This window comes from Denitrovibrio acetiphilus DSM 12809, from assembly GCF_000025725.1.
GTDB lineage: Bacteria > Chrysiogenota > Deferribacteres > Deferribacterales > Geovibrionaceae > Denitrovibrio > Denitrovibrio acetiphilus.
In genome coordinates, this window is record NC_013943.1 from 2,703,843 (window position 1) to 2,727,743 (window position 23,901).

Annotated in this window: 17 protein-coding genes and 1 pseudogene; 15 read left to right on the forward strand and 3 right to left on the reverse strand. The window is 40.8% G+C overall.

Going from position 1 to position 23,901, the window contains the following annotated elements; translation table 11 throughout:
* Nucleotides 1–5 precede the first annotated feature (5 nt).
* On the reverse strand, nt 6–1,445 hold the full coding sequence (locus DACET_RS12870) for a nickel-dependent hydrogenase large subunit (protein WP_013011808.1): 1,440 nt from the start codon (nt 1,443–1,445) through the stop codon (nt 6–8).
* Between the two features lie 695 nt (nt 1,446–2,140).
* On the opposite strand from DACET_RS12870, the gene DACET_RS12875 reads away from it, so the two are divergent.
* Nucleotides 2,141–3,334 (forward strand): tyrosine-type recombinase/integrase, encoded by a 1,194-nt coding sequence (locus DACET_RS12875; RefSeq protein WP_013011809.1) that lies wholly within the window; start codon nt 2,141–2,143, stop codon nt 3,332–3,334.
* Between the two features lie 65 nt (nt 3,335–3,399).
* Nucleotides 3,400–4,626 (forward strand): ATP-binding protein, encoded by a 1,227-nt coding sequence (locus DACET_RS12880; protein WP_013011810.1) that lies wholly within the window; start codon nt 3,400–3,402, stop codon nt 4,624–4,626.
* A gap of 104 nt (nt 4,627–4,730) precedes the next feature.
* Here DACET_RS12880 and DACET_RS16775 read toward each other — a convergent pair.
* Nucleotides 4,731–6,130 (reverse strand): annotated as a pseudogene (locus DACET_RS16775) (IS4 family transposase).
* Nucleotides 6,131–6,481: 351 nt separating this feature from the next.
* On the opposite strand from DACET_RS16775, the gene DACET_RS12895 reads away from it, so the two are divergent.
* From DACET_RS12895 to DACET_RS12930, 9 genes are all read left to right on the forward strand, one after another.
* Nucleotides 6,482–7,006: a DUF2179 domain-containing protein gene (locus DACET_RS12895; RefSeq protein WP_013011811.1), complete on the forward strand. Its 525-nt coding sequence runs from the start codon at nt 6,482–6,484 to the stop codon at nt 7,004–7,006.
* A 9-nt stretch (nt 7,007–7,015) separates the two neighbouring features.
* Nucleotides 7,016–7,282 carry a hypothetical protein gene (locus DACET_RS12900; protein WP_013011812.1) on the forward strand — a complete coding sequence of 89 codons (267 nt, stop codon included), beginning with the start codon at nt 7,016–7,018 and terminating at the stop codon, nt 7,280–7,282.
* Complete coding sequence (locus tag DACET_RS16400; RefSeq protein ID WP_013011813.1) at nt 7,275–7,427, forward strand: hypothetical protein; 153 nt, start codon at nt 7,275–7,277, stop codon at nt 7,425–7,427. Before DACET_RS12900 ends, DACET_RS16400 begins: the two co-directional genes overlap by 8 nt.
* A gap of 975 nt (nt 7,428–8,402) precedes the next feature.
* Nucleotides 8,403–9,980 carry a class I SAM-dependent DNA methyltransferase gene (locus DACET_RS12905; RefSeq protein WP_013011814.1) on the forward strand — a complete coding sequence of 526 codons (1,578 nt, stop codon included), beginning with the start codon at nt 8,403–8,405 and terminating at the stop codon, nt 9,978–9,980.
* The gene (locus tag DACET_RS12910; RefSeq protein WP_013011815.1) at nt 9,973–11,013 is read left to right on the forward strand and encodes a virulence RhuM family protein; all 1,041 of its coding nucleotides are present in this window, start codon (nt 9,973–9,975) and stop codon (nt 11,011–11,013) included. The genes DACET_RS12905 and DACET_RS12910 overlap by 8 nt, the downstream gene beginning before the upstream one ends.
* Before the next feature lies 1 nt (nt 11,014).
* Nucleotides 11,015–12,232, forward strand: a complete 1,218-nt coding sequence (locus tag DACET_RS12915; protein WP_013011816.1) for a restriction endonuclease subunit S — start codon at nt 11,015–11,017, stop codon at nt 12,230–12,232.
* 1 nt (nt 12,233) lies between these two features.
* The gene (locus DACET_RS12920; protein WP_013011817.1) at nt 12,234–12,713 is read left to right on the forward strand and encodes a dual specificity protein phosphatase family protein; all 480 of its coding nucleotides are present in this window, start codon (nt 12,234–12,236) and stop codon (nt 12,711–12,713) included.
* Nucleotides 12,714–12,741: 28 nt separating this feature from the next.
* Entirely contained in the window at nt 12,742–13,485 is a 744-nt protein-coding gene (locus DACET_RS12925; RefSeq protein WP_013011818.1) for a DUF3800 domain-containing protein, read from the forward strand.
* A 161-nt stretch (nt 13,486–13,646) separates the two neighbouring features.
* On the forward strand, nt 13,647–16,733 hold the full coding sequence (locus DACET_RS12930) for a type I restriction endonuclease subunit R (protein WP_013011819.1): 3,087 nt from the start codon (nt 13,647–13,649) through the stop codon (nt 16,731–16,733).
* Nucleotides 16,734–17,178: 445 nt separating this feature from the next.
* Here DACET_RS12930 and DACET_RS12935 read toward each other — a convergent pair whose 3' ends face one another.
* A complete protein-coding gene (locus DACET_RS12935; RefSeq protein ID WP_013010124.1) occupies nt 17,179–18,579 on the reverse strand; it encodes an IS4 family transposase in 1,401 nt (466 codons plus the stop codon).
* Nucleotides 18,580–19,293: 714 nt separating this feature from the next.
* Between DACET_RS12935 and DACET_RS12940 the strand changes: the two genes are divergently transcribed.
* From DACET_RS12940 to DACET_RS12955, 4 genes are all read left to right on the forward strand, one after another.
* Complete coding sequence (locus DACET_RS12940; protein WP_013011820.1) at nt 19,294–19,608, forward strand: hypothetical protein; 315 nt, start codon at nt 19,294–19,296, stop codon at nt 19,606–19,608.
* 211 nt (nt 19,609–19,819) lie between these two features.
* Nucleotides 19,820–20,761: a helix-turn-helix transcriptional regulator gene (locus DACET_RS12945; protein WP_013011821.1), complete on the forward strand. Its 942-nt coding sequence runs from the start codon at nt 19,820–19,822 to the stop codon at nt 20,759–20,761.
* A gap of 22 nt (nt 20,762–20,783) precedes the next feature.
* The gene (locus DACET_RS12950) at nt 20,784–22,403 is read left to right on the forward strand and encodes a hypothetical protein (RefSeq protein ID WP_013011822.1); all 1,620 of its coding nucleotides are present in this window, start codon (nt 20,784–20,786) and stop codon (nt 22,401–22,403) included.
* A complete protein-coding gene (locus DACET_RS12955; protein ID WP_013011823.1) occupies nt 22,400–23,899 on the forward strand; it encodes a hypothetical protein in 1,500 nt (499 codons plus the stop codon). Before DACET_RS12950 ends, DACET_RS12955 begins: the two co-directional genes overlap by 4 nt.
* Nucleotides 23,900–23,901 lie beyond the last annotated feature (2 nt).

Genomic DNA, 23,901 nt, shown 5'->3' on the forward strand with positions numbered 1-23,901 from the left:
GCCACCTAATGAATTGAGCAGGCAGTGCACGGGTCAAAACTTCTTATGACCCTGCCTACTTCTATGGAGCCGCTTACCCCGCCGTAATTAACCGGAGTGCCCAGCACTGCTTTCTCCGCAACCCCAAGCCTGCCGTCCACTGTGGGACCAAAGTTCCATGTTGAAGGCACTATCATTTTATAGTCAGTAACTTTGCCTTTATAAGCTGTGATATGGTGCACAAGAGCACCTCTTGCAGCAACTGAGAAGCCTATCCCTTCCCCCGAAACCGGAGCTTGAAGGTCAACAGCTCTGATAGCAGGTTTGCCTATGACATATTCTTCCGTTCTGCCATATAAATAATTACATAACATAACTGACTCGTGGGCCCTTGCAAGCAGCCTGCCCATCACAGATGACTTTATGGATTTCTGACCTAGTCTTCTGAGGAGCGACTTAAATTCTTCGTCATTCCCCACAGCCGCTCTTGCTATAGGACCGGTTTCAAGAGGAATCCCGTCATATCTGGGTGCTTTTATCCAGCTATACGCACCTTCTGCGTTTTCATCAGGGCTTCCGTCAGCTTTATAATATGAAGAACCTATCAGCTCTTTGACTTTGTTATAATCGAAATCAACTTTTTCACCGTCCGCAATCACCCCCTGCGTGAACAGGTCCCCCTTTGCAGAGTTGAATGACTGGTGTGCATAAAATGTATTATAGGCTTCACCTATATCGAAATATTCCGGAAATCTCTGGGCAATCTCTATTACATCCGGCATAAATGAACTGCTGACAAACTCAGCCGTTGCATCAAGTGCTCTGTAGTATTTCATTAAGGCGTCAGTTGTAATCTCAGTGGTAATACCACCAGGCATAAGCGCATGAATAAAAGGCACTTTTGCACCCAGAATAGCAAGTCCGCCCGCCGCTTGACTTCTTATTTTAATCGCCTCGAAGTAGTTCAAAGCAAACCTTCTGGCACTATCTTTATCTTTTATGTAGTTGCCTTCTGTCCTGTTCTGCATAAAAGCAGTTCCCGACGAACTAAGCCAGTCTGATATGTTTCTCAGGTCTCTGTCTTTCCCGTTGTATCCCGCAGCAGATGATAGATTGACGTAGTCAGGCAGGCATAAGTTATAGAAGTGGAGAATGTGATCAGTAACGATGTGAAGACCGAGTATCATGTCCCGCAGGATGATACCGTTGGCAGGAGGCGTTATTCCGAAAATCTGCTCAAGAGCCATCACAGAGGATACTCCGTGTACCTCATGGCAGACTCCGCATATCCTCTGCGCAATTCTGGCAGAATCCACAGGATGCCTGCCCAGAAGCATTCTTTCGAAACCTCTGTACATATTCCCAGCTATCCGAACCTCAGAAACTTTTCCAGACTCGACAGCAGTCTCCACACTCATATGCCCTTCGATACGAGTGAGAGGGTCAACTGTTAACAATTTAGACATTGCTTCCTCGCAAAAAACAATCAGTGCAACATAAAGGTAATTTTACATCTCCTTAACAATAAAGACCTTTACATGTCAAGCTGTAATCCACGCACCTTTTTCATGCCATAAATTCATAATGTCGTTATTCTTTGTTAATTATTTATGAAATCAATCAAGCATAGCCATGACAATTATATGAAAAGCGAATATGCTCAAAATAGCAACTGCCGCAACCGCACATTAAACACACTGTTCTATATTTCAAAGCAAGAGGCGCACTTTACCGGATTTGCAGCATGTTATGCGAGTTTACATATTAACGAACAGATAAGCACTATTTGCAAAGATTTCAGTAGTTGTATTAAGTATCTCAATAAGAAAACCTATTTAGAGATTGAAGGCTATGAGAAATTCAGATCATAGACGAAACATCATGTCTGGCTCGATCATAGAATTTTTGAGTAATTCTTACCTGAGGACAAACGAAAAAAGCCCATCATCACGATGGGCTTTTGAAACTCCCCGAGCTGGACTTGAACCAGCAACCTATTGATTAACAGTCAATAAGTAGCACTTTTCGCAATTTTCCACTTGTTATATAAACTATTCTAATTTATGATTATTTATAAATAAGACTTACTTAGTCTTACTAGCTTTTACCGTGTTTTACCGATAATACTGCTAACATAGTGCTTACATTTTTGGAGACTGTGATGAACACAAAGAAGAAGCTCACTGACGCTGTTGTACGAAATGCTAAACCAGCGACACAAGGGAGCGGGTATTACTACATTTGGGATACTGAGCTAAAGGGCTTTGCCCTGCGTGTTACAGGGAGACCTACGAAATCATATGTAATTAGGTACAGAAATGAAGAAGGCCGACAGAAGGTCATGACTCTTTTCAGAGCTTCCAATATCACTGCCGATGAAGCAAGAAGAAAGGCCAGAACTAAGCTCACAGAGGCTCAGGGCGGGACTGACATTCTTAAAGAGAAGCAGGAAAAGCGCAAAGCGATGCTGTTCTCCGAATTTGCTGAAATATATCTGGAGCACCATGCAAGACCTAACAACAGTGCCGGCACTGTGAAAACCAATGAAAGCTACCTAGAAAGACTTATTCTGCCAGCGTTTGGCAACAGACCTCTTAAAAGCATTACACCTGAAGACACTGCAAAGCTTCATCACAAAATCGGCAAGTCAACTCCTGTCCAGGCAAACAGAGTACACGCACTGCTTCGCAAAATGTTTACCTTGGCTGAGACATGGAGATATATACCTCAAAATACTAATCCATGTGTCCACACTCAGAAATACAAAGAAACTCCTGTGCAGAGGTTTCTCACTCCTGATGAGACTAAAAGGCTCGAAGACGTTCTAGAGAAATATGAAGAGAAGTATTACTCAGCTGTACTTGCTTTGAGGCTTTTAATGTACACGGGCTGCAGGAAAGAAGAGATACTTACCCTCAAGTGGGAAAATATCAAGAATGAGCTTAATTTGCTCCACATACCAAAATCTAAAACCGGCGAGAAGAACGTGCCTGTCTCCCACGAGGTTTTGGATATGCTAGAGAACGCTTATAAGGTCAACGAGTATGTCTGCTTTGGCAAATTCGAAAACTCCCGTCTAATAGGTTTACAAAAGATTTGGGAACGTCTCCGAAAAGAAGCTGGACTGGAAGATGTAAGAATACATGACCTGCGCCACTCTTTTGCCTCAACAGCTATCTCAGGGGGCATCAACATTGAGTTCATTTCAAAACTGTTGGGGCACAAACGTATTACAACGACTGAATACTACTATGCCCATGTACAAAACGATCCACTCCACGAGGCAGCTAATAAAATAGCCACCAGCATTACCACAGCTAGAAAAACAGGAAAAGGATTAAGACGAGTCAAATAATACTGTAAAATACACTTTACAGCTACGCCCCAATCATGTAAAGTAGACTTTACAGAGGTGTATATATGTTCGACTTTGACATTTGGTTTTCTGAACAGGCTTTAATACTTAAAAAACTGCCCGAAAAGCACAAAAGATACCTTTTCGATAAAATCGACTGGAAAAGCAACTGCATAGGCATACTTGGAGCCAGAGGGACAGGTAAAACCACACTCATGCTCCAGTATCTTAAATCTGTCTATGACGGCAGCATCAATGCACTCTACATTTCTGTAGACAACCCCAGGTTCCAGCAATCGCCTCTGCACGAGTTTGCAGCCGAATTTCATAAACAGGGCGGTGAATACCTTTTTCTCGATGAAGTTCACAAGTATCCTGAGTGGTCGAAACATATCAAGGCAATCATAGACACTCGACCGGAACTCAAAGTTGTCTTTTCAGGCTCAAGTCTGCTGCAAATGAACAAGCAAGATGCTGATCTAAGCAGACGTGCAACAGTTTATCATCTAGATGGATTGTCTTTTAGGGAATACCTTGCACTGGCACACGGCATAGACATTCCAGTTACAACTTATGACGACTTGATTCCTAATCATGTTACTATTGCAGGAGAACTTCATGCAAATATAGGGAAAACGCTGAAATACTTTCAGGAATATCTGCAAATAGGCTACTACCCATTCTCTTTGCAGGGCAAACAATCTTTTCAAATGAGACTCTCTAATACAATCAATGAAGTCCTTGAAACCGATATGGGCTTCGTTTGTGATATCAAATACGCAAAGATGCATCAGCTTAAGAAACTTCTGTATATGCTGGCAACCACGCCTCCATACGAGCTGAAAAAGACTGAACTTTCGTCTGCCACTGGCATCGACAGGGTAACTTTAAACGAATATCTCATTTACCTAAGAGAAGCTGGTCTTGTAAATCTGGTTAAGCCGGCAGGAACGGGAAACAAACCAATAAGGAAATCAGAGAAACTACTTCTGAACAATACAAACATCCAATATGCAATTGCTAATAAAATCGATATAGGGACCGCCCGTGAGGTCTTTTTCATAAACCAGCTGACCAACTACTTCAGAATGCAGGACAACTTTCTGCCTGTAACAGTGGAGTACGCCACTTCCGGCGACTATATTGCTGACGGAACCACCTTCGAAATTGGCGGTAAAAAGAAAAGTTTTGATCAGATCAAAGACATGAACAATAGCTATGTAGTATCAGACGATATCGAAATAGGTCATGGCAACCGAATACCTTTATGGCTGTTCGGCATGATGTATTAACTCAAGTTTCGCATCTTGATATAGTGCGATAACTTGTTGTTATAGCTAGGATAACAATAGAAAAAGTCTCACATAGATGGTATATTGATTTTCCAATAACAATCTCAAGTTTCGCACCTTTGAAACATCAGATTCTGTATTGAAAGCCTTACCATTTCCTGTATTCCAGCCAATTTATTCATAAAAACTGTAAATGTTTCCTTTGCTCCATCAATTATTGATAATAATCGGTTTATGAATTTTTCCATAAACGCCAGAATATTCAGTTCTTCGACCTCATAACGCAGACCCTCATACAGACTGCCTTTGTGACGGAAATCACCATTTATCCGTTCCATATAGCTCAGGATGATAAACCTAACGAGCGATAGTGTTAGGAAGCAAATAGTAGCCTCAAAGGTTCTGGATTGATTTTTCCCAAAGAAAAGCTTGCTCTTGGCATCTTTAAACAACACTTCTACTGCCCAACGCTGACCATAGGTTTCAATTATTTTTGCCGATGTCAAAGATGTATCCGTAGACAGTAGAATAATAGGCTTCTTTGATTTACTTTTCTCAGATGGCTGACAGAAGACCAGCTTAACCAGAGTTGAACCGAAAAAAGCATTGATGGAAGATACAGACACCCGATCTTTGCCAATTGTTACTGTTGCCTTAATCAAATCTGGAACAACACATTCCCATAAGCGTTTGGTTGAGTATACCTTGCCATTTACAGCAACAGTCAATGTCGGTGTAGTTTTAAGCATGGCAATCACGTCATAGCCTATCTCATTATAAATTGACGACACCAGCCTCGGCATACAGTACCAGCTGTCAAACAGAACAGCCCCAGCATCCAGACCTTCTGTTTCGCCCGTTTAAGCATTTCCTTTACCAGTGTTGGTTTGTCTTTTACTGCTTCCTGTCGACGATGCCACGCCAGCATCCGCTTATCCATTTCAATTTCTGTCGATTGTTTGAATACTTTTCTGCTGCTTCGCTGCAAAGCAAAATCTACAGGGACAAATGACGCACGATCACTCCAGCCAAGCACAACAGCACTGAAGCCTTTCACGCTTTTACCTTTGCTATGGTCAAACACCCATGATACTTCTTCTATCTTTTTGCCGGCTTTCTGAATTACTGTGTCATCAATTACAAGAACACGCTGCTGCCAGCTGCTGAATGATTTGAAATATCTGATCACATTAAGCGATATATCCATCATAAAACGCCGCCAATTGATACTTGTACGTGTACTTAAACGATAAAAAACATCTTTACCGCCTAAATCAAATAGACTGTTCCGGCAATGGGAAACAAAATGGTGAACGCTCTTACCGAGAAAAGTCAGAAAAACTAAAGCCACAAGAATCGAAAACGGCTCGACGCCCTGATTCTTTGAAATACCGCACCTATAGGCAATTGTACGCAGTTGCAAAGCCTTCATTACTCGGAATATCTCAAATTCTTTCCACAATGCCGCTTGTATTTCAGACTGCCATGATTTATTCTCAAGCATAGAAAAAGTCTCCTTGATGTAATTGTTATTGGAAAATCAATATACCATCTATGTGAGACTTTTTCTATTGTTATCCTAGCTATAACAACAAGTTATCGCACTATATCAAGATGCGAAACTTGAGTAAGTAAAAAGAGAAAAATAGCAGACAAAAACGGATGGGGGTATAAAGCCCCGGGCTGCCTGGATAAGCAAGCCGTTCATTGCTCCTGTTTAATGTGTAAGTCACGTAAAATGAAAGGGGTAGGAGATAAAAAGAAAATGAATATTTCGAATTTGAAAAAAATACAGTCCTGCTGATATAAACTATCTTCATGATAAAGGGCTTATTTAAAAAAGGAGTAATTAATATTGGAAAACATAGATACTGCTCTCATCTTGAGCTTTTTTTTAATTGTAATTCTTAAAAGTATTGATGTAACTCTTGATACTATAAGACTTATATTTGTGAGCAAAGGACTTAAAAAAGTAGCTCCATTTATGGGGATACTATCCTCAGCTGTCAATATTTCGGCACTTGGGATAGTTTTTTATAATGGTTCAATTTCTCCTGTTAATATATTTGCGTATGCTTCAGGCTTTGGGTTAGGAAGTTATATCGGCCTAATTATTGAAGAAAGGATATCTCTTGGTTTCTGTATGGTAAGAGTTATAACACAGGAGAGAGATGGTCTAGCCCTAGTTAAATATTTAAGAAGGCTCAAACTTGGGGTTACATATGTTGATGCAAAAGGGAGACAGGGGACAAATGTCCATATTGTATTAACAATAATTAGAAAAAGAAAACTGAAAAAAGTTTTAAGGGCAGTTACAAGATGTAATCCTAAGGCGTTTTATTCAGTTGAAGATATACGCAGTGTACAACAGGTGATTTAGGAATTAGATATGGCTGAGATAATAGCACAAACAGGGATATTTATTTTTGGGGGGCTTTCTATATGGCTTGTGGGTCGTACAGAGAGTTGGAGGAAGTGGGGTTTTTTAGCAGGGCTGATATCGCAACCATTTTTCCTGTACACAGCTTATCAGCACAAACAGATAGGCCTTTTCCTAATAGGGTTATGGTACACCTATTCTTGGGTTCAAGGAGTGTATAACTATATTTATACTCCTTATAAACTAAACAAACAAAAGGCAGGAAATAATGAGTGAATTTGTTATTGAAACAGAAAATGAGACAAAGCAGCAGGAATACAGTAAGTTTTTCCATGGAAAAGTTAAGATTGTAAAACCTGAACATGAAATAAAAGAGGTTGATTCAGACTATCAGACAGTAATTAATGTAAAAAACACTTAGAAATCCAGCTAAGCTGTCTTAATTCGTCGGTTCACTATATTCATAGTTGATATACTGCTGTAAGTATATTAAATCCCAATCTATGACTGGCATAGTCCATTTTTTTTCGATGCCTAAAATAGCTAGCCATGACCTTAGCGCCAGCTTTCCTGCCGCTTCACCATTAATTGAGATTTTTTCTGATTATGGAAGTAGATCTCCTATGATTTTGATAAGCCTGTCTGTCACCAGCATTAGCAATCTGGAGTCAATTACTCCTAACTGCTCATGCATAAAGCCTATTGAATAAGCCTAATTTACAGCATCAGTCAGGGATAGATGTACCGTCTAATATACCATCTAAAGTACCATCTGTTTAAGTGGAAAATCTCTCATGCGCCATCAAATAATACAACACACAGCAAATGCACACGTTGTAAAAAACAAATAGATGTTTATCTTCGTGTCATTTAAACACATAACTTTTGCAAAAATGAATTTGCAAAAGTTATACAAAAATTGCGTATAGGGATATTTTTTGCAAAAGTCTTTGCATTTGCGGAACACTGGTGTCGCTGAAATCAATAATTAATCTTTTAAAATTAAAGGTTAATAAAGGTTGCCAAAGCGTAGAAAATGATGAAATCAAGAAAGCCACAAAAAGGAATTGGGATATTCCGTAGTATAAAGCCAAGAAGTAAGACATGACGTATTCGATGAGAAACTGTAATTTAGAAGCAAGCAGACTTATATAGGGCTGTGAACCATTGGCAGGGTCTCTGGCTGATGTTATAAAGATTAATATACATAAACCACCCCTATACCAACTCTTTTTTGCGTTTATGCGGGCACTATTTTGCTTTGGCTGTGTTAGGCTTCAGACATTTTGATAGCTGAGTTAAGTTTGAAGCCCAACAGTTATTAATATTTTCAATCAGTCAAAGTTATGGTTTAATGTATGGTGTGACAAGTATAATTTAATTCAGGTGATTATAGATGGCAAAGCAAAACGGAAGTGCAAACATCGGTTTCGAAGACAAGCTCTGGCAGACGGCGGACAAGCTCCGTGGCAATATGGACGCATCAGAGTATAAGCATGTTGTCTTGGGGCTGATTTTCCTTAAATACATTTCAGATTCTTTTCAGGCAAAATACGACGAGCTTTTGGCTACTCAGGAGACAGATTATACAGATCCGGAAGACCGTGACGAATACATGAGCGATAATGTGTTCTGGGTTCCGGCTGAAGCACGCTGGGAAAGCCTCATCGCAAAGGCTAAAACTCCGGAGATAGGCAAAGTTCTTGATGATGCTATGATAGCCATTGAGAAAGAAAACAAGACTTTGAAAAATATTTTACCGAAAACTTATTCCAGACCTGAGATTGATAAATCACGACTTGGCGAGCTTTTAGACATAATAGGCTCTATTCCGCTCATAGACAAAGCTCAATCTTCTAAAGACCTTCTGGGGCGTGTATATGAGTATTTCATTGGAATGTTTGCTTCAAAGGAAGGACGTTCCGGCGGAGAGTTTTATACTCCCCAGAGTGTCGTTCAGCTCCTCGTAGAGATGATTGAACCGTACAAAGGCAGAGTATACGACCCGTGCTGTGGTTCTGGCGGTATGTTTGTACAGTCAGAAAAATTTGCAGAGGAACACGGCGGCAGGCTACGTGACATCTCCGTCTATGGTCAGGAATACAACGCTACAACATGGCGACTGGCAAAGATGAACCTTGCCATCCGAGGTATAGAGGCAAACCTTGGTGCAGAGTGGGCGGACACATTCACAAACGACCTGCATAAAGACCTTAAATCGGATTTTATACTCGCAAACCCGCCGTTCAACATGAGCGACTGGGGCGGAAACAAGCTGAAAAATGATGTCCGCTGGAAATATGGCACACCGCCAGACAACAATGCAAACTACGCATGGATTCAACACTTTATACACCACCTTGCACCAAACGGCGTGGCAGGCTTTGTCCTCGCTAATGGCTCAATGAGCAGTAACACCAGCGGTGAAGGTGAAATCAGAAAAAACATCATAGAAGCAGACCTTGTAGACTGCATGATTGCTCTGCCCGGTCAGCTGTTTTATACAACCCAGATTCCCGTATGCCTCTGGTTCCTCGCACGAAACAAAGGTAAGAACGGACACAGAGAGCGGAAAGGGGAAACACTCTTCATAGATGCACGCAAAATGGGCAGGCTGGAAGACAGAGTCCACCGTGTGCTCGTCCCTGAAGACATTCAGAAAATCGCCAGTACATACCACGCTTGGCGTTCTAATCCTGATGTCATTGCGAGCGAAGGGAAGCAATCTTATGAAGACGTTGCGGGCTTCTGCAAATCGGTAACACTGGACACCATAAAAGAGCATGACTATGTGCTCACTCCGGGGCGTTATGTCGGTGCGGAAGAGGTTGAGGACGACGGCGAACCGTTTGACGAAAAGATGAAACGCCTCAGCACCCAGCTATACTCACAGATGACGGAAGGCGAAAAGCTGGACGCAGTGATTAAAGAAAACTTAGCAAAGCTAGGTTATGGCGAGGGTGCAAATGAGTGACCTTCCAGCATCACCAAATACAGAATTTCTTTTTTATGTAGCAGAAGACGGAACAACCAAGGTGCAGGTGCGTGTTCAGGATGAAACCGTATGGATGAGTCAAAACGCCTTAGCTGAGCTATATGGAACAACCAAGCAAAATATAAGCAAGCATATAAATAGGATTTTTCAGGAGCGGGAACTAGAGCCCCAGTCAACCGTCAACCAATGGTTGACAGTTCAAACCGAGGGCAGACGGGAGGTTGAGCGTTTAATCGACCATTACAACCTAGAGATGATTATAGCGGTCGGCTACCGTGTGCGGTCAAAACGTGGTACGCAGTTTCGCCAGTGGGCGACAGAACGCCTGACTGAATATGTGGTGAAAGGTTTCACCATGGATGACGAGCGTCTGAAAGAGGGTAAAAACCTTGGGCAGGATTATTTTGATGAACTGCTGGAACGCATACGGGACATTCGGGCATCCGAACGCAGGTTTTACCAGAAAATCACCGACATATACGCCCAGTGTAGTGTGGACTATGACCCACAAGCAGAAATCACGCAAGAGTTCTACGCCACAGTGCAAAACAAGCTCCATTGGGCAATACACGGGCATACAGCGGCAGAGCTAATAGCCGAGCGTGCAGACGCAGACAAGCCAAACATGGGATTGCAGACATGGAAAAATGCACCGAAAGGCAAGGTTCGCAAAGGTGACGTAGCCACTGCGAAAAACTACCTGACAGAAGACGAGCTGAAAGAGCTGAATAGAATAGTTGTGATGTATTTGGATTATGCTGAACTGCAAGCCAGCAGAAGACAGACAATGACCATGATAGAGTGGTCAGCCAAGCTGGACAGCTTCTTAGAGTTCAACGAAATGGACGTGCTGAACAACGCAGGCAGAATAAAAGCGGAAGTAGCAAAGAAACTCGCCATAGAAGAGTTTGGCAAATACACCGAAAAACAGAAAAAGCTGGAAGCAGAAACACCCACCAGCGACTTTGACAAGCTGGTTCAACAAACTAAAAAGCTGGAAAAGGGTGAGTAATATGGGCGAGTGGAAAGAGTATAAATTAGCTGACTTAGCAAATCTTAGGAATGGCAAAGGCTTGAATAATAAGTTCTATACTGATTTTGGAAAGTCTGGAGTGTGGGGTGCAAATGGCCAAATAGCCTCCACAAACGAAGTCTTAAATAGTGACCCGGTGATTGTTATTGGACGTGTTGGAGCATATTGCGGCTCTATTCATATGGCTGAAGGCAATAACTGGGTAACAGACAATGCCATACAAGCTACTCCAAAAAATGACACAGATTTAAACTTTCTCTACTATTTACTCAAGAGTTTAAATGTAAGCAGGGCTGCTACAGGTAGTGCTCAACCACTTATAACCCAGAGTGGAATAGGTGTTCTTGAGTGCAAAGCTCCTAGTCCGAAAATTCAAAAAGAAGTTGCATCAATCCTTTCATCACTTGATGACAAGATTGAGTTGAATAGAAAGATGAATGAGACGCTGGAGGAGATGGCGAGAGCTATTTTCAAGAGCTGGTTTGTGGATTTTGACCCTGTGCATGCGAAAGCTCGTGGCGAAGAGCCCTCAGGCATGCCCGACGAAATCGCTTCACTCTTCCCGTCTGAATTCGTCCACTCCGAACAACTAAACAACCCCATCCCCAAAGGCTGGGAAGTTAAATCACTTGGTGATGTGTTCGAGGCGTTAGGCGGTGGAACTCCAAGCACAAAAGAACCTGAGTACTGGGTTAATGGTATTTACCACTGGGCAACACCGAAAGACCTTTCAAACTTAAATGAGCCCATTATTCTCACTACTGAGAGAATGTTGACGGAAAAAGGGCTTAATAAAATAAGCTCAGGGTTATTACCAAAAGGAACGGTTTTATTGTCTTCACGAGCCCCCATCGGGTACGTTGCGATTTCAGAGACGCCAATTGCTGTGAACCAAGGTTTCATTGCCATCAAAGAAAATGAAACTTTCTCCAAATATTTCATATATTTTTGGTGCAAAGAAAACATAGAACTTATTATTGCAAATGCTAACGGCTCAACCTTTTTAGAGATTAGCAAGAAGAATTTCAGAAATATTAATAGTGTGTTTCCTGTGGATGAGAAAATCATTAGTGAATTCACAAGTATTGTAGAGCCAATTTTTCAACTTATTCAAAAAAATATAATCGAAAAGAACACTCTTACAGATTTGAGAGACTCTCTCCTTCCTAGGCTCATTAGTGGAGAAATCGAGGTGTAAGATGATTAAAGTTAGCGAAAATCTATATGTTGGAAATGACACGAGTTGCTCAATGTGCGATGCAGAGTGGGCAATAGTTCATGCTTGTAAAACTTGTCACCAAAAATTTCTACGCTATAAGAAAGCTCTTCCACAAAATCACCCTAGCTATATAGTACATCTTGAAAAGAATCACTTATTTTTAAATCTAGTGGACATGGAGAAGATGTTTCTCCCAGTTTTCACACATCCAATAATGAAGGCGACGTTTGAGTTTCTTGATGAGCAAATACCACAGAGAAAAGTTTTGATTCATTGCAATCAAGGACAATCTCGCTCAGCGGGTTTAGCATTGGCTTACATGGCTAAAAAGAACCTTATTGCTAATGCAGATTTGAAAACTGCATATGTAGAGTTTAAAAAACTATATGCTCCTGCCCAGCTAGGTAAAGGTATTGGGTTATACCTTGGAAACTTTTGGGCAGAAGTAATGGCGTTGTGATGTAAAAATGGCAGAAAAGGAAGATTAATTGAAAAATATATTTAGTGATTACATTGTTTTCGTTGATGAAAGCGGAGACCATAGTCTTACAAATACCAATCCAAGCTACCCTATTTTTGTGCTTGCTTTCTGCATATTTAAGAAATCTGATTACTCTGACAAACTCATACCTTTAATGAAGAATTTTAAGTTTAAGCACTTTGGGCATGACCAAGTTATTTTACATGAATCCGACATACGCAAGGATAGAGGGGCATTTACATTTCTAAAAAGCAGAGAACTGAAAAATATTTTTCTTAATGAAATAACTGAAATAATAGCGGAAACACCTTTCAAAATCATTACGACAGTAATCAAAAAGGATGAGTTATGCAAAAAGAATCCAGAAGCTGAAAACCCATACCATATTGCATTGGGTTTCTGCTTGGAGAGACTTTTTTACTACCTTCGAAGTCAGGATGAATTGAAGAGCATAACTCATGTGATTGTGGAAAACAGAGGGAAGAAAGAAGATAATGAATTAGAGTTGGAATTCAGGCGAATATGTGATGGCAAAAACTATATGGGTAAAGCACTCCCGTTCGAAATTGTTTTTGCAGACAAAAAGAGTAATTCAACAGGACTTCAACTTGCTGACCTCGTAGCAAGACCAGTAGGTCTTAAAATACTTAAACCTGAACAAGATAACAGAGCTTATAACGTTGTGAAAGAAAAATTCTATACAAATAACTCTGGGGAAGAGAACGGCTGGGGCTTGAAGTGTCACCCATAAAAAACAAAAGGTTGTGACGCATCCGCCACAACCAAGTGTCGACTGGGAATCCCCTGTCCTTGTTAATAAGGTAAGTCAAAAGAAGTTAAATGTAAACAGAAATATATAAAAGAATGTAAAAATATATAAACAAATATAGCATAAAACTTGCGAGATTACATATGACTAAACTCATCGAAGACACACTCGAATACGTTTTAATAGACCTTTTTAAAGAGCTGGGGTATGACTACGCCTTTGCTCCTGACTTTACCATGGTGGATGATGACGGCGGCGATTATGAACGCATCAGCACGGACGAGGTTATTCTCACCAAGCGGTTGAAACGCAAGCTGATGGAGATTAACCCAGAGGTAGGCGAAGAGCAGATTGATGAAGCAATCAAAAAGCTTAGTAACCCGGAGAGCGTGAAGCTCATCGACAATAACCGAGCGTTTCATAAATACGTCACAGACGGAATCAGCATTCCATACCACGAAGACGGCGAGACAAAGACAGCAATAATCAATCTTTTCGACTTTAAAGACATTAGTAACAATGACTGGCTGGTGGCGAACCAGTTCACCGTTACCGAGGCAAAAGAGAAGCGCAGACCAGACGTTATAGTCTTCGTAAACGGTTTACCGCTGGCAGTAATCGAGCTGAAAAATCCATCTGATGAAAAGGCAACTATGTTCGATGCCTTCACTCAGCTTCAAAACTATAAAAATTTCATCCCGAACCTGTTTAACTATAACGAAATCCTTATTGCCTCCGACGGCTACAGTGCAACGGCAGGCTCACTTACTGCCGACTGGGAACGCTTCATGCCGTGGAAGACCGTGAACGGCGAAAAAGACCCAAAAGGCATGATTCAGCTGGAAGTGCTCATCAGAGGCATGTTTGACAAAGAGCGTTTTCTGGACATCATCCGAAACTTCATCGTTTTCGAAGTGAGTGACGACAAAATCATCAAAAAGATGGCTGGCTACCATCAGTACCACGCAGTGAACAAAGCACTCAGCAGAACAGTTGAAGCTACCTCCGAAAAAGGGGACAAACGAATAGGCGTTGTGTGGCACACTCAAGGAAGCGGAAAGAGCCTCTCTATGGTATTTTATTCTGGTAAAGTTGTGCAAAAGCTGGAGCTAAGCAACCCGACATTGGTTGTACTTACAGACAGGAACGACCTTGACGAACAGCTATTCGGCAATTTCTCACTATGCAGTGACCTGCTCCGTCAGAAACCTGTGCAGGCAACAAGCAGAGCACACCTGCGGGAACTGCTAAATGTGGCATCCGGCGGAATAGTGTTTACCACGATACAGAAGTTTTTCCCGAAAGAAGACGAAGACAGCCACCCAGAGCTGAGCCCACGCAGAAACATCATCGTTATGGCAGACGAGGCACACAGAAGCCAGTATGACTTCATAGACGGCTTTGCTCGGCACATGCGGGATGCTCTCCCCGGTGCGGCGTTCATCGGCTTTACCGGAACGCCAATCGAAACATCAGACAAAGTTACTACTTCCGTATTCGGCTCATATATTGACATATACGACATGGAAGATGCTGTAAATGACGGGGCAACCGTCCGCATCTATTACGAAGCACGTCTTGCGAAAATCGACTTTGACGAGGTTGAAAAACCGAAAGTAGACCCAGAGTTTGAGCAAGTAACAGAAGACCAAGAAAAGTTCGAAAAACAGAAGCTACAGGCAAAATGGACAGCATTAGAAGCTCTTGTAGGGGCGACCAGCAGGCTGGAGCTTGTAGCGAAAGACATAGTAGAGCATTTCGAAGACCGACTCTCTGCTATGGACGGAAAAGCTATGGTTGTGTGTATGAGCCGCCGCATATGTGTTGAGCTTTACAATGAAATAGCAAAGCTACGCCCAGACTGGCATGACGAAGACGACAAGCAAGGCTTCATAAAAATCATAATGTCCGGCTCAGCATCTGACAAGGAAGAATGGCAACCGCACATACGCACCAAACAGCAGAGAGAAGAGCTGGCAAACAGGTTCAAAAAGCCCGACACAGACTTCAAGCTGGTAATAGTTCGTGACATGTGGCTGACAGGGTTTGACGCACCATGTATGCATACGATGTATGTAGACAAACCTATGGGCGGGCATAACCTTATGCAGGCAATCGCTCGTGTTAACAGGGTTTTCAAAGACAAGCCCGGTGGACTGGTGGTGGACTACATCGGCATTGCAGACGACCTGAAAAACGCTATGCGTAATTACACCGCTAGTGGCGGTAAAGGAAAGTCTCACCACGACAAAGACGAAGCCGCCGCATATATGATGGAGAAGTTCGAGCAGGTCATCGACCTTATGCACGACTTTGACTATGAGGCAATCCTTCACTCCAAAGAAAAAGAACGATTGGACGGCATTTATGAAGCTATGGAATATGTTCTCTCCATAGACCGCAAAATGGACTTTATAAAGATGGTGACAGAGCTTTCACGTGCTTTTGCACTGGCTGTCCCTGCACCCCAGACGGTGGAAGTCAGAGACTATTTAGCCCTGTTTCAAGAAATTAAAGCGGCAATCATAAAGAACACCATTACCCCAGAGAAAAAGTCGCCAGATGAGCTGAATACGGCTCTTAAACAGCTTGTTTCAAAAGCGGTTACGGCGAATGGCGTTGTAGATGTTTTTGGTGCAGCAGGCTTGGACAAACCAGAAATCTCCATTCTCTCAGATGAATTTTTGGCAGAGGTGAAAGAATACCCATACAAGAACCTTGCCGTTGAGATGCTGGCAAAGCTGTTGGCTGATGAAATAAAGATTAAGCTGAAACGGAATGTGGTGAAATCCCGCTCATTTATAGAAAGACTCGAAGAATCGATGAAGAATTACCAGAACCGCTCTATTGAGGCGGCAATGGTTATTCAGCATCTTATAGACCTTGCAAAAGAGATGCGAAAAGAAGCAGAGCGAGGCAACGACCTTGGGCTGAGTGATGATGAAATCGCTTTTTACGATGCACTTCTGACAGAAAATGCCGCTTTTGGCGAGAGGCTCTTAAAAGAGATGGGGGACGAGCTGAAAGTTGTCGCTGTTGAGCTTGTGCAAGCAGTTAAGAAGAACGTAACCATAGACTGGACTAAAAGAGACGCTGTGAAAGCCAAGCTGAGAGTAATCGTTAAACGTATACTCCGCAAATACGGCTACCCGCCAGAAGCAAGCGACAAAGCCACCCAGACAGTTCTGGAACAAGCAGCCGCCCTTTGTGAAGAATGGGCAGAGTGTTAGGAGAGGAATAATTGAATAGGAAACAGTTGATAGAATCACAAGGAGGGATCAATATAACACTTAAGGAAACATAAATGTTGACTTAAATATAATAAGCCAACATAAGAAACAATGAGTTATCTGATTGGTATTACTGTGGGTTTATTTTTAAGTAACATAAGTTGCATAAGTGAACAATCTTTTGTCCACTAAGTTTCCTTATCTTGAATTTATGCTACTTACCAATATGTTACTGATTGTTGAATTAACAACATCACATATCAACTTAGTTGAATTAAATCGCAACATAACCAAAGCACATAGTCAACTGTTTAAACGTCAAAAAGGTGCATTATAAGGAAAAGATGCATGAACTAAGATAACATCAAGCAGAGAGCAAATCAGAGCCCCTCAGGGCTATAGATTTTACAAGACAGAGAAGAGCCATGCGTATTAATATTATAACTCAAGTTTCGCACCTTTGAAACATCAGATTCTGTATTGAAAGCCTTACCATTTCCTGTATTCCAGCCAATTTATTCATAAAAACTGTAAATGTTTCCTTTGCTCCATCAATTATTGATAATAATCGGTTTATGAATTTTTCCATAAACGCCAGAATATTCAGTTCTTCGACCTCATAACGCAGACCCTCATACAGACTGCCTTTGTGACGGAAATCACCATTTATCCGTTCCATATAGCTCAGGATGATAAACCTAACGAGCGATAGTGTTAGGAAGCAAATAGTAGCCTCAAAGGTTCTGGATTGATTTTTCCCAAAGAAAAGCTTGCTCTTGGCATCTTTAAACAACACTTCTACTGCCCAACGCTGACCATAGGTTTCAATTATTTTTGCCGATGTCAAAGATGTATCCGTAGACAGTAGAATAATAGGCTTCTTTGATTTACTTTTCTCAGATGGCTGACAGAAGACCAGCTTAACCAGAGTTGAACCGAAAAAAGCATTGATGGAAGATACAGACACCCGATCTTTGCCAATTGTTACTGTTGCCTTAATCAAATCTGGAACAACACATTCCCATAAGCGTTTGGTTGAGTATACCTTGCCATTTACAGCAACAGTCAATGTCGGTGTAGTTTTAAGCATGGCAATCACGTCATAGCCTATCTCATTATAAATTGACGACACCAGCCTCGGCATACAGTACCAGCTGTCAAACAGAACAGCCCCAGCATCCAGACCCTTCTGTTTCGCCCGTTTAAGCATTTCCTTTACCAGTGTTGGTTTGTCTTTTACTGCTTCCTGTCGACGATGCCACGCCAGCATCCGCTTATCCATTTCAATTTCTGTCGATTGTTTGAATACTTTTCTGCTGCTTCGCTGCAAAGCAAAATCTACAGGGACAAATGACGCACGATCACTCCAGCCAAGCACAACAGCACTGAAGCCTTTCACGCTTTTACCTTTGCTATGGTCAAACACCCATGATACTTCTTCTATCTTTTTGCCGGCTTTCTGAATTACTGTGTCATCAATTACAAGAACACGCTGCTGCCAGCTGCTGAATGATTTGAAATATCTGATCACATTAAGCGATATATCCATCATAAAACGCCGCCAATTGATACTTGTACGTGTACTTAAACGATAAAAAACATCTTTACCGCCTAAATCAAATAGACTGTTCCGGCAATGGGAAACAAAATGGTGAACGCTCTTACCGAGAAAAGTCAGAAAAACTAAAGCCACAAGAATCGAAAACGGCTCGACGCCCTGATTCTTTGAAATACCGCACCTATAGGCAATTGTACGCAGTTGCAAAGCCTTCATTACTCGGAATATCTCAAATTCTTTCCACAATGCCGCTTGTATTTCAGACTGCCATGATTTATTCTCAAGCATAGAAAAAGTCTCCTTGATGTAATTGTTATTGGAAAATCAATATACCATCTATGTGAGACTTTTTCTATTGTTATCCTAGCTATAACAACAAGTTATCGCACTATATCAAGATGCGAAACTTGAGTTATAATTTGTATCACGCCAAAAATTATATAGTCGATAGCATCACTATAATCAATGTAACAGACATCAACATGCAATTTGTGTTTACAAAATATCTTTAAGACCATTTTTTCATTAAATGTAATTTCATCATTCTCTACATTTTGACAACTTCCACAAAGCCTTTATTCTCAATAGTTAATCACAGGTTTTTTCGTCATAAATTTCGATGTAAGTCAATGACTGTTGCAAAGAATATCCCTCCAGGCATTTTTTGCATTACTTTTGCAAAGACATATTTGCAGAAGTAATGAGCTCAAATGAAAATCATATAACCCGCCTTTCGTGTTTTGGCATTATGTGTATTTTCAGACACTGAATAAATCAACAGGGTATCAAATGTTTTTATATTTAATTTGATGGTACTTTAGATGGTACCTTGGCTGGTACATCTGATAAAGCATTCCGTATTTTTGAGTGTTTTAATGCATGCTCTACTAGAATCAACACTACTCTAACCCTATACCTACTACTCAAACTTTTTACGTATCTTTCCATATTCTGGAATCTTCATATGCTAGCTTATAGTTACAAAATCATAAGGAGGATATTATGAGCTGGTTAAAATATGGCGTAATTGGTGCGGTAGTTGGTGCTGCAGTTATAGTTGGCGGAGCATTACTGTTCGGAGATTCAGAAGATGAAAGCTCTGATTCTGGATGCTGTTCATTTGATGATCTTGAGGAAGAACTTGAAAACGAGCTCGAGTATGAAACACCTGCACATGACAGTACGGTTGATCTAAAAGGTGCTTTTGATACTGCAATGGGTGCTGCGATATCCGGACTTGGGGCAGCAACAGGAAAAATCGTATCAGAAGCATCGGTAAACCCTGAAGTAATTCCAGAAGTAATTCCAGAAGCATAGACATGGGTGCTTTAGTGCTTTTCTTCATAGGCTTTGTTGCAGGATATTACCTTGCTAAGCGCAAATACCAGATCAGATAGCAATATGAAAATAAATGTTTCATGGTGTTGCATGATTAAGTTTGTGTCGGGTATAATTTACAGTGTATATTATTGTTGCTGTGCTCGGTTTGCGCTGGGCACGGTTTCATTATCAGCGGGGGCGGTTTAAAATGCCAAAAAAGCATGATCAGGATGCCACATCCGGAGTAAAACTTCTGCGGATGTTCCGTAAATTAATGTTCGACGGTCGGAAACACTATCAGGTTGACCTTAGTGAAGACCTCAACTGCTCTCCTCAGACGATTAGCAGGATGGCTTTCGAAATCGAGTCAGTACTAGGTATAAATTTTGAGTCCGGCATTGAGGATCGCAGAAAATGGTACATGATCAATAGTTCTAAAAGAAGCAGCCTCGGACTTGATTTCGAGGAAGTGCGCTACCTGAGCCTTTGCAGGGAGTTATCAAGCGGCATACTGCCGGAACCAGTGCTGAAACGCATTGACGAGACTATATTGCGTCTATCTGTGAGCATGGCGGATAACAGCGGTGGAAACCAGTTATCATTTTTTGCTAAAGGGCGGATAGATTACACTCTTCATATCGGCAATATTGAGAAACTGATCAAGGCGGCTGAAAATAAGCTGGTGTGTATTGTGCAGTATGTGGCTTCCATGAGGACAGAGCCTATAGAGCATCGTTTTTTGCCAGGGCAGATAGTCAGTATGAGCAATGCTTTATATGTTTTAGGAATTGGGCTCAGCCGTGATATGGCGGAGATGAAGCACCCTACCAATTTTGCGATTCACCGCATAAAGGACATTGTCCTGACTGACAGGCAGGTTGATATAGAGATGCCTGAGTATAAGCCGGAGGTCTTTGGTCTGCCTTGGCATGAGCCGAAAGCTTTCAGGGTGCGGTTCAAGGGGGGTAAGTCTGCAGAGTACGTGAAGGAAAGAATATGGTCAGAGCAACAGACACTGACCGACACAGAAGACGGCGGCGTGGTACTGGAGCTTACAACCCAAAGCGAACCTGAGCTTCAGGCATGGGTACGCAGCTTTGGAGATGATGCTGAAGTGACAGATAGCTTGTCTGGTAATCAGGAAAATTAATTTAAGCAATAGAGAGGTTAATATGTCTGGAGTAAATCAGTATTTAAAAGAAGAATTTGCCAAATTTAATGACAGAACTTATGTGTCTCCTAATATTGATGAGAAGAAATTAGAAAATGCTGTGAATGCTTTCAAATATGATGGCGATAAAGGTGCGATAATAGCAATATTGGATGAAACATTGTTCAAAAGTGCTAAAGAAGGCATTTTAGTTACTGGTAATAAAATTATTATCAAAAGATCTTTTGACTCTCCGCTTTCTTTAGGAATTTCTGGTATATCTGAAATCAAAAAGGCTGTTGAAGTATCTACAGACAAAAAAGGTAAAGAGAAGAAAAAAGATTATTATGTGATAACGCACAAAGATGGATTTGAGCGCAGGATAGAACCTTTTATTTATGTTGATATGAATAAGTTTACTACAGTTATGAACGAAATTTTAAATAACTTTGATGATTATACAGAACAAAATCAACTTATGCCACTTGAGTCTTTATCGGAAGATATCAAAGTGGCATATATAAAAGTTATAGCTAATATGGCTTTTGATGATGACGGGCTGGTAGATGCAGAAGAGTTCGCAGAGATATATAAATTAATAACAAGAATAGAGATGTCTGTAGAATCAAGATCTGAAATTCGTCAATACATAACCAGCCCAGAAAACCAAGAAAATAATAAAGAGCTTGTTAACAAGATAATAGAGAATGCTCCAGATGGTATGTCCCAATCTTTATGTATTTCGCTTACAAAAGACCTTGTTAGTGTCCACTCAATTTTGACAGACCAATTAAGCACAGATTTTCCTTTTATTAATAATCTAAAAGAAAATTTGAATATTAGTGATGAAGAATTAGAACTGGTGGAGCTAGCAATTAAAAATGATCGAATAATCCTCAATCGTGATTATAAAGATGATATTTTGGTTAATAGCTTTAAAGAACTGAGTGCTAAAGCAGCTGCAATTGGTGTACCTTTAGGAGCTGTGTACTTGTCAGGTTCTGTTATTGGGCTATCTGCTGCCGGAATGACCTCAGGCCTAGCAGCATTAGGCATGGGAGGATTTCTTACATTCTCTAGCATGGCTACTGGAATTGGAGTAGCTGTAATGCTAGGAACGTTTACATACAAAGGCATTAAAAGCCTGACTAAAACTGGAACAGAAGAAGGTGATAAAAGACGTGAGGTAATGCTTAAGGAAATAATACGACTTGGGCAATCTACCATGAATAAACTTTCTGAGGATATTAATTTTATAATCAAAGATTTGACTGATGCTATAAACTCAGGCAACACAACAAGTGAAATGCTTAGAAAAATTACGTGTAGAATAAGTCAGTTTGCTGAGGCAAATAAAGGGCTTGCTGGGCAGCTCAAGCAGAAAGAAGCAGAATTGGCAAGACTTAAACTACCTGAAACTTTAGATATAGATAGACTGAAAGCAATAACTAATGAGCAAAGCAAAAAAGTATACTATGATAAAATAATCCCTTTTTATGAACAAAATAGTAATGTAGATTATAGACTTATCTCAACTGAAGACATAAAATCTCTTATTGAGCTTGGACAAATTTTTGAAGCAATAGGTTATTACTCAGTGAAAGGAGCCATTACTGGAAAGCTAAAAGGCGTTTTATCATGAAAGAAAAGCATAAAGATGCTGCTGATGCATTGGTTGTGCAGAGACACCAACAGGAAAACGCATTTAATAAACTTGGTGAAGTTAAAAGTGGAATAGATCTCTTAAATAAAATAAATAAAGACAACCTTGACACTTTAAACAAATTAGATGCTGAGCTAGATAAGCTACTCTCCGAATCAGGCGTTGAATTTGATGAAGGCAATCTTTCCGTATCAGAAGATATAAAAGAGCTAGTCGATACTAAATGCTATAAAGAACAAACTTTCACAATAGAAACATTATCAATTTTTAATGATGCAGATAATATTTCATGGTCTGAGTATATTAAGTCTGTGCGTGAATATGCTTCCGTTAACAATATAGATTTAAATAAAGACCCTTTCGAGCGATTACTATCAGATACTCAAAGAAGTGAAATAGAGAAACGAATTAACGATGAATTCACATATAAAAGTGCCAATTGTGACAAATATGATTACATGATTGCGGGCACATGTGGACTTATTGGCGGACTGATAGATGTTCTGTTCGTCGGAGCACCTGATGAGAGTAAACTGACGAAATTCGTTGACGGACAAGCTGATAAAATTACTGAAAAGTTTGCTTCATTGTTAGGATGGGATAAGACAAAACCAGAAGCTAGAGGAAGTGATACAACAGCCAGTGCTATTGGATTTCTCGAAAGTAAATTCAAGATAAACTACGATCAGGCAACGACATATGGTGATAATGGAACAGGCGGACTTGTACAAAACTTAAGTACAAAAAATCACCATCTAAAGAGCCTTGGACATTCTCCAGATATTATTGGGTTATTCTTTTCTATTCTGAATCAATTTACTAATACATCCTCATTTATAAGTGAAGGGAAAATTGTAACAATTAATACTGAAAACTCCGAGTTGATCGGAAGTAACTTTGTGTCAAAAGTATTTTGTGGTTTTGCAAATTGGTTCGGACATATAATGTCTGATTGGGCTGGTTCGTCTGGTGCTAAAGGAAGAGGTACTGGTGTTCCAATCCCCTTTTATTCTATGCTGCAATTATTTGATGTCGGCTCTTTTGGACAGAATAAGGATTCGTTTGCAAAAGTCGCTGTTAAAGTGTTTGAGCAAGGCTATGATGCCAGACATGGTGTGGCATTAGCTATTCCGGTGTTAACAACAGAGTTGTTGATCAGATTATCATGGAGCATTAAACAGAAATGTTTTCATGGTAAGGCTTGGTCTGACTGCATCCCATCAGCAGGGAATCCAGAACTCAGAAGAATGTTACTTGTGGGGCACGGTTCCTTGTGTATCATTGATGGAGTGGATGCAGGAATAAGGTCTGGCGGAGAGATAGTGACACTATTGCTTAATACCAATCTGATTGCTTGGGTACGATTTGGGTCATTAGCATTAAAGGAAGTTACCGCTTGGTATAAAGTCGGAAGCGTAGATATAGCTCTAATTAATGAGCATTTGGATCAAGAATACGAACGGTTATTACGTTAATC

Bases quoted from the DNA above. Each gene is read 5' to 3' on its own strand.
- DACET_RS12875 (WP_013011809.1), top strand. From the start codon at position 2,141: ATGAACACAAAGAAGAAGCTCACTGACGCTGTTGTACGAAATGCTAAA.
- DACET_RS12930 (WP_013011819.1), top strand. From the start codon at position 13,647: ATGACTAAACTCATCGAAGACACACTCGAATACGTTTTAATAGACCTT.
- DACET_RS12955 (WP_013011823.1), top strand. From the start codon at position 22,400: ATGAAAGAAAAGCATAAAGATGCTGCTGATGCATTGGTTGTGCAGAGA.
- DACET_RS12915 (WP_013011816.1), top strand. From the start codon at position 11,015: ATGGGCGAGTGGAAAGAGTATAAATTAGCTGACTTAGCAAATCTTAGG.
- DACET_RS12905 (WP_013011814.1), top strand. From the start codon at position 8,403: ATGGCAAAGCAAAACGGAAGTGCAAACATCGGTTTCGAAGACAAGCTC.
- DACET_RS12910 (WP_013011815.1), top strand. From the start codon at position 9,973: ATGAGTGACCTTCCAGCATCACCAAATACAGAATTTCTTTTTTATGTA.
- DACET_RS12935 (WP_013010124.1), bottom strand. From the start codon at position 18,579: ATGCTTGAGAATAAATCATGGCAGTCTGAAATACAAGCGGCATTGTGG.
- DACET_RS12900 (WP_013011812.1), top strand. From the start codon at position 7,016: ATGGCTGAGATAATAGCACAAACAGGGATATTTATTTTTGGGGGGCTT.
- DACET_RS12940 (WP_013011820.1), top strand. From the start codon at position 19,294: ATGAGCTGGTTAAAATATGGCGTAATTGGTGCGGTAGTTGGTGCTGCA.
- DACET_RS12880 (WP_013011810.1), top strand. From the start codon at position 3,400: ATGTTCGACTTTGACATTTGGTTTTCTGAACAGGCTTTAATACTTAAA.
- DACET_RS12950 (WP_013011822.1), top strand. From the start codon at position 20,784: ATGTCTGGAGTAAATCAGTATTTAAAAGAAGAATTTGCCAAATTTAAT.
- DACET_RS12920 (WP_013011817.1), top strand. From the start codon at position 12,234: ATGATTAAAGTTAGCGAAAATCTATATGTTGGAAATGACACGAGTTGC.
- DACET_RS12870 (WP_013011808.1), bottom strand. From the start codon at position 1,445: ATGTCTAAATTGTTAACAGTTGACCCTCTCACTCGTATCGAAGGGCAT.
- DACET_RS16400 (WP_013011813.1), top strand. From the start codon at position 7,275: ATGAGTGAATTTGTTATTGAAACAGAAAATGAGACAAAGCAGCAGGAA.
- DACET_RS12945 (WP_013011821.1), top strand. From the start codon at position 19,820: ATGCCAAAAAAGCATGATCAGGATGCCACATCCGGAGTAAAACTTCTG.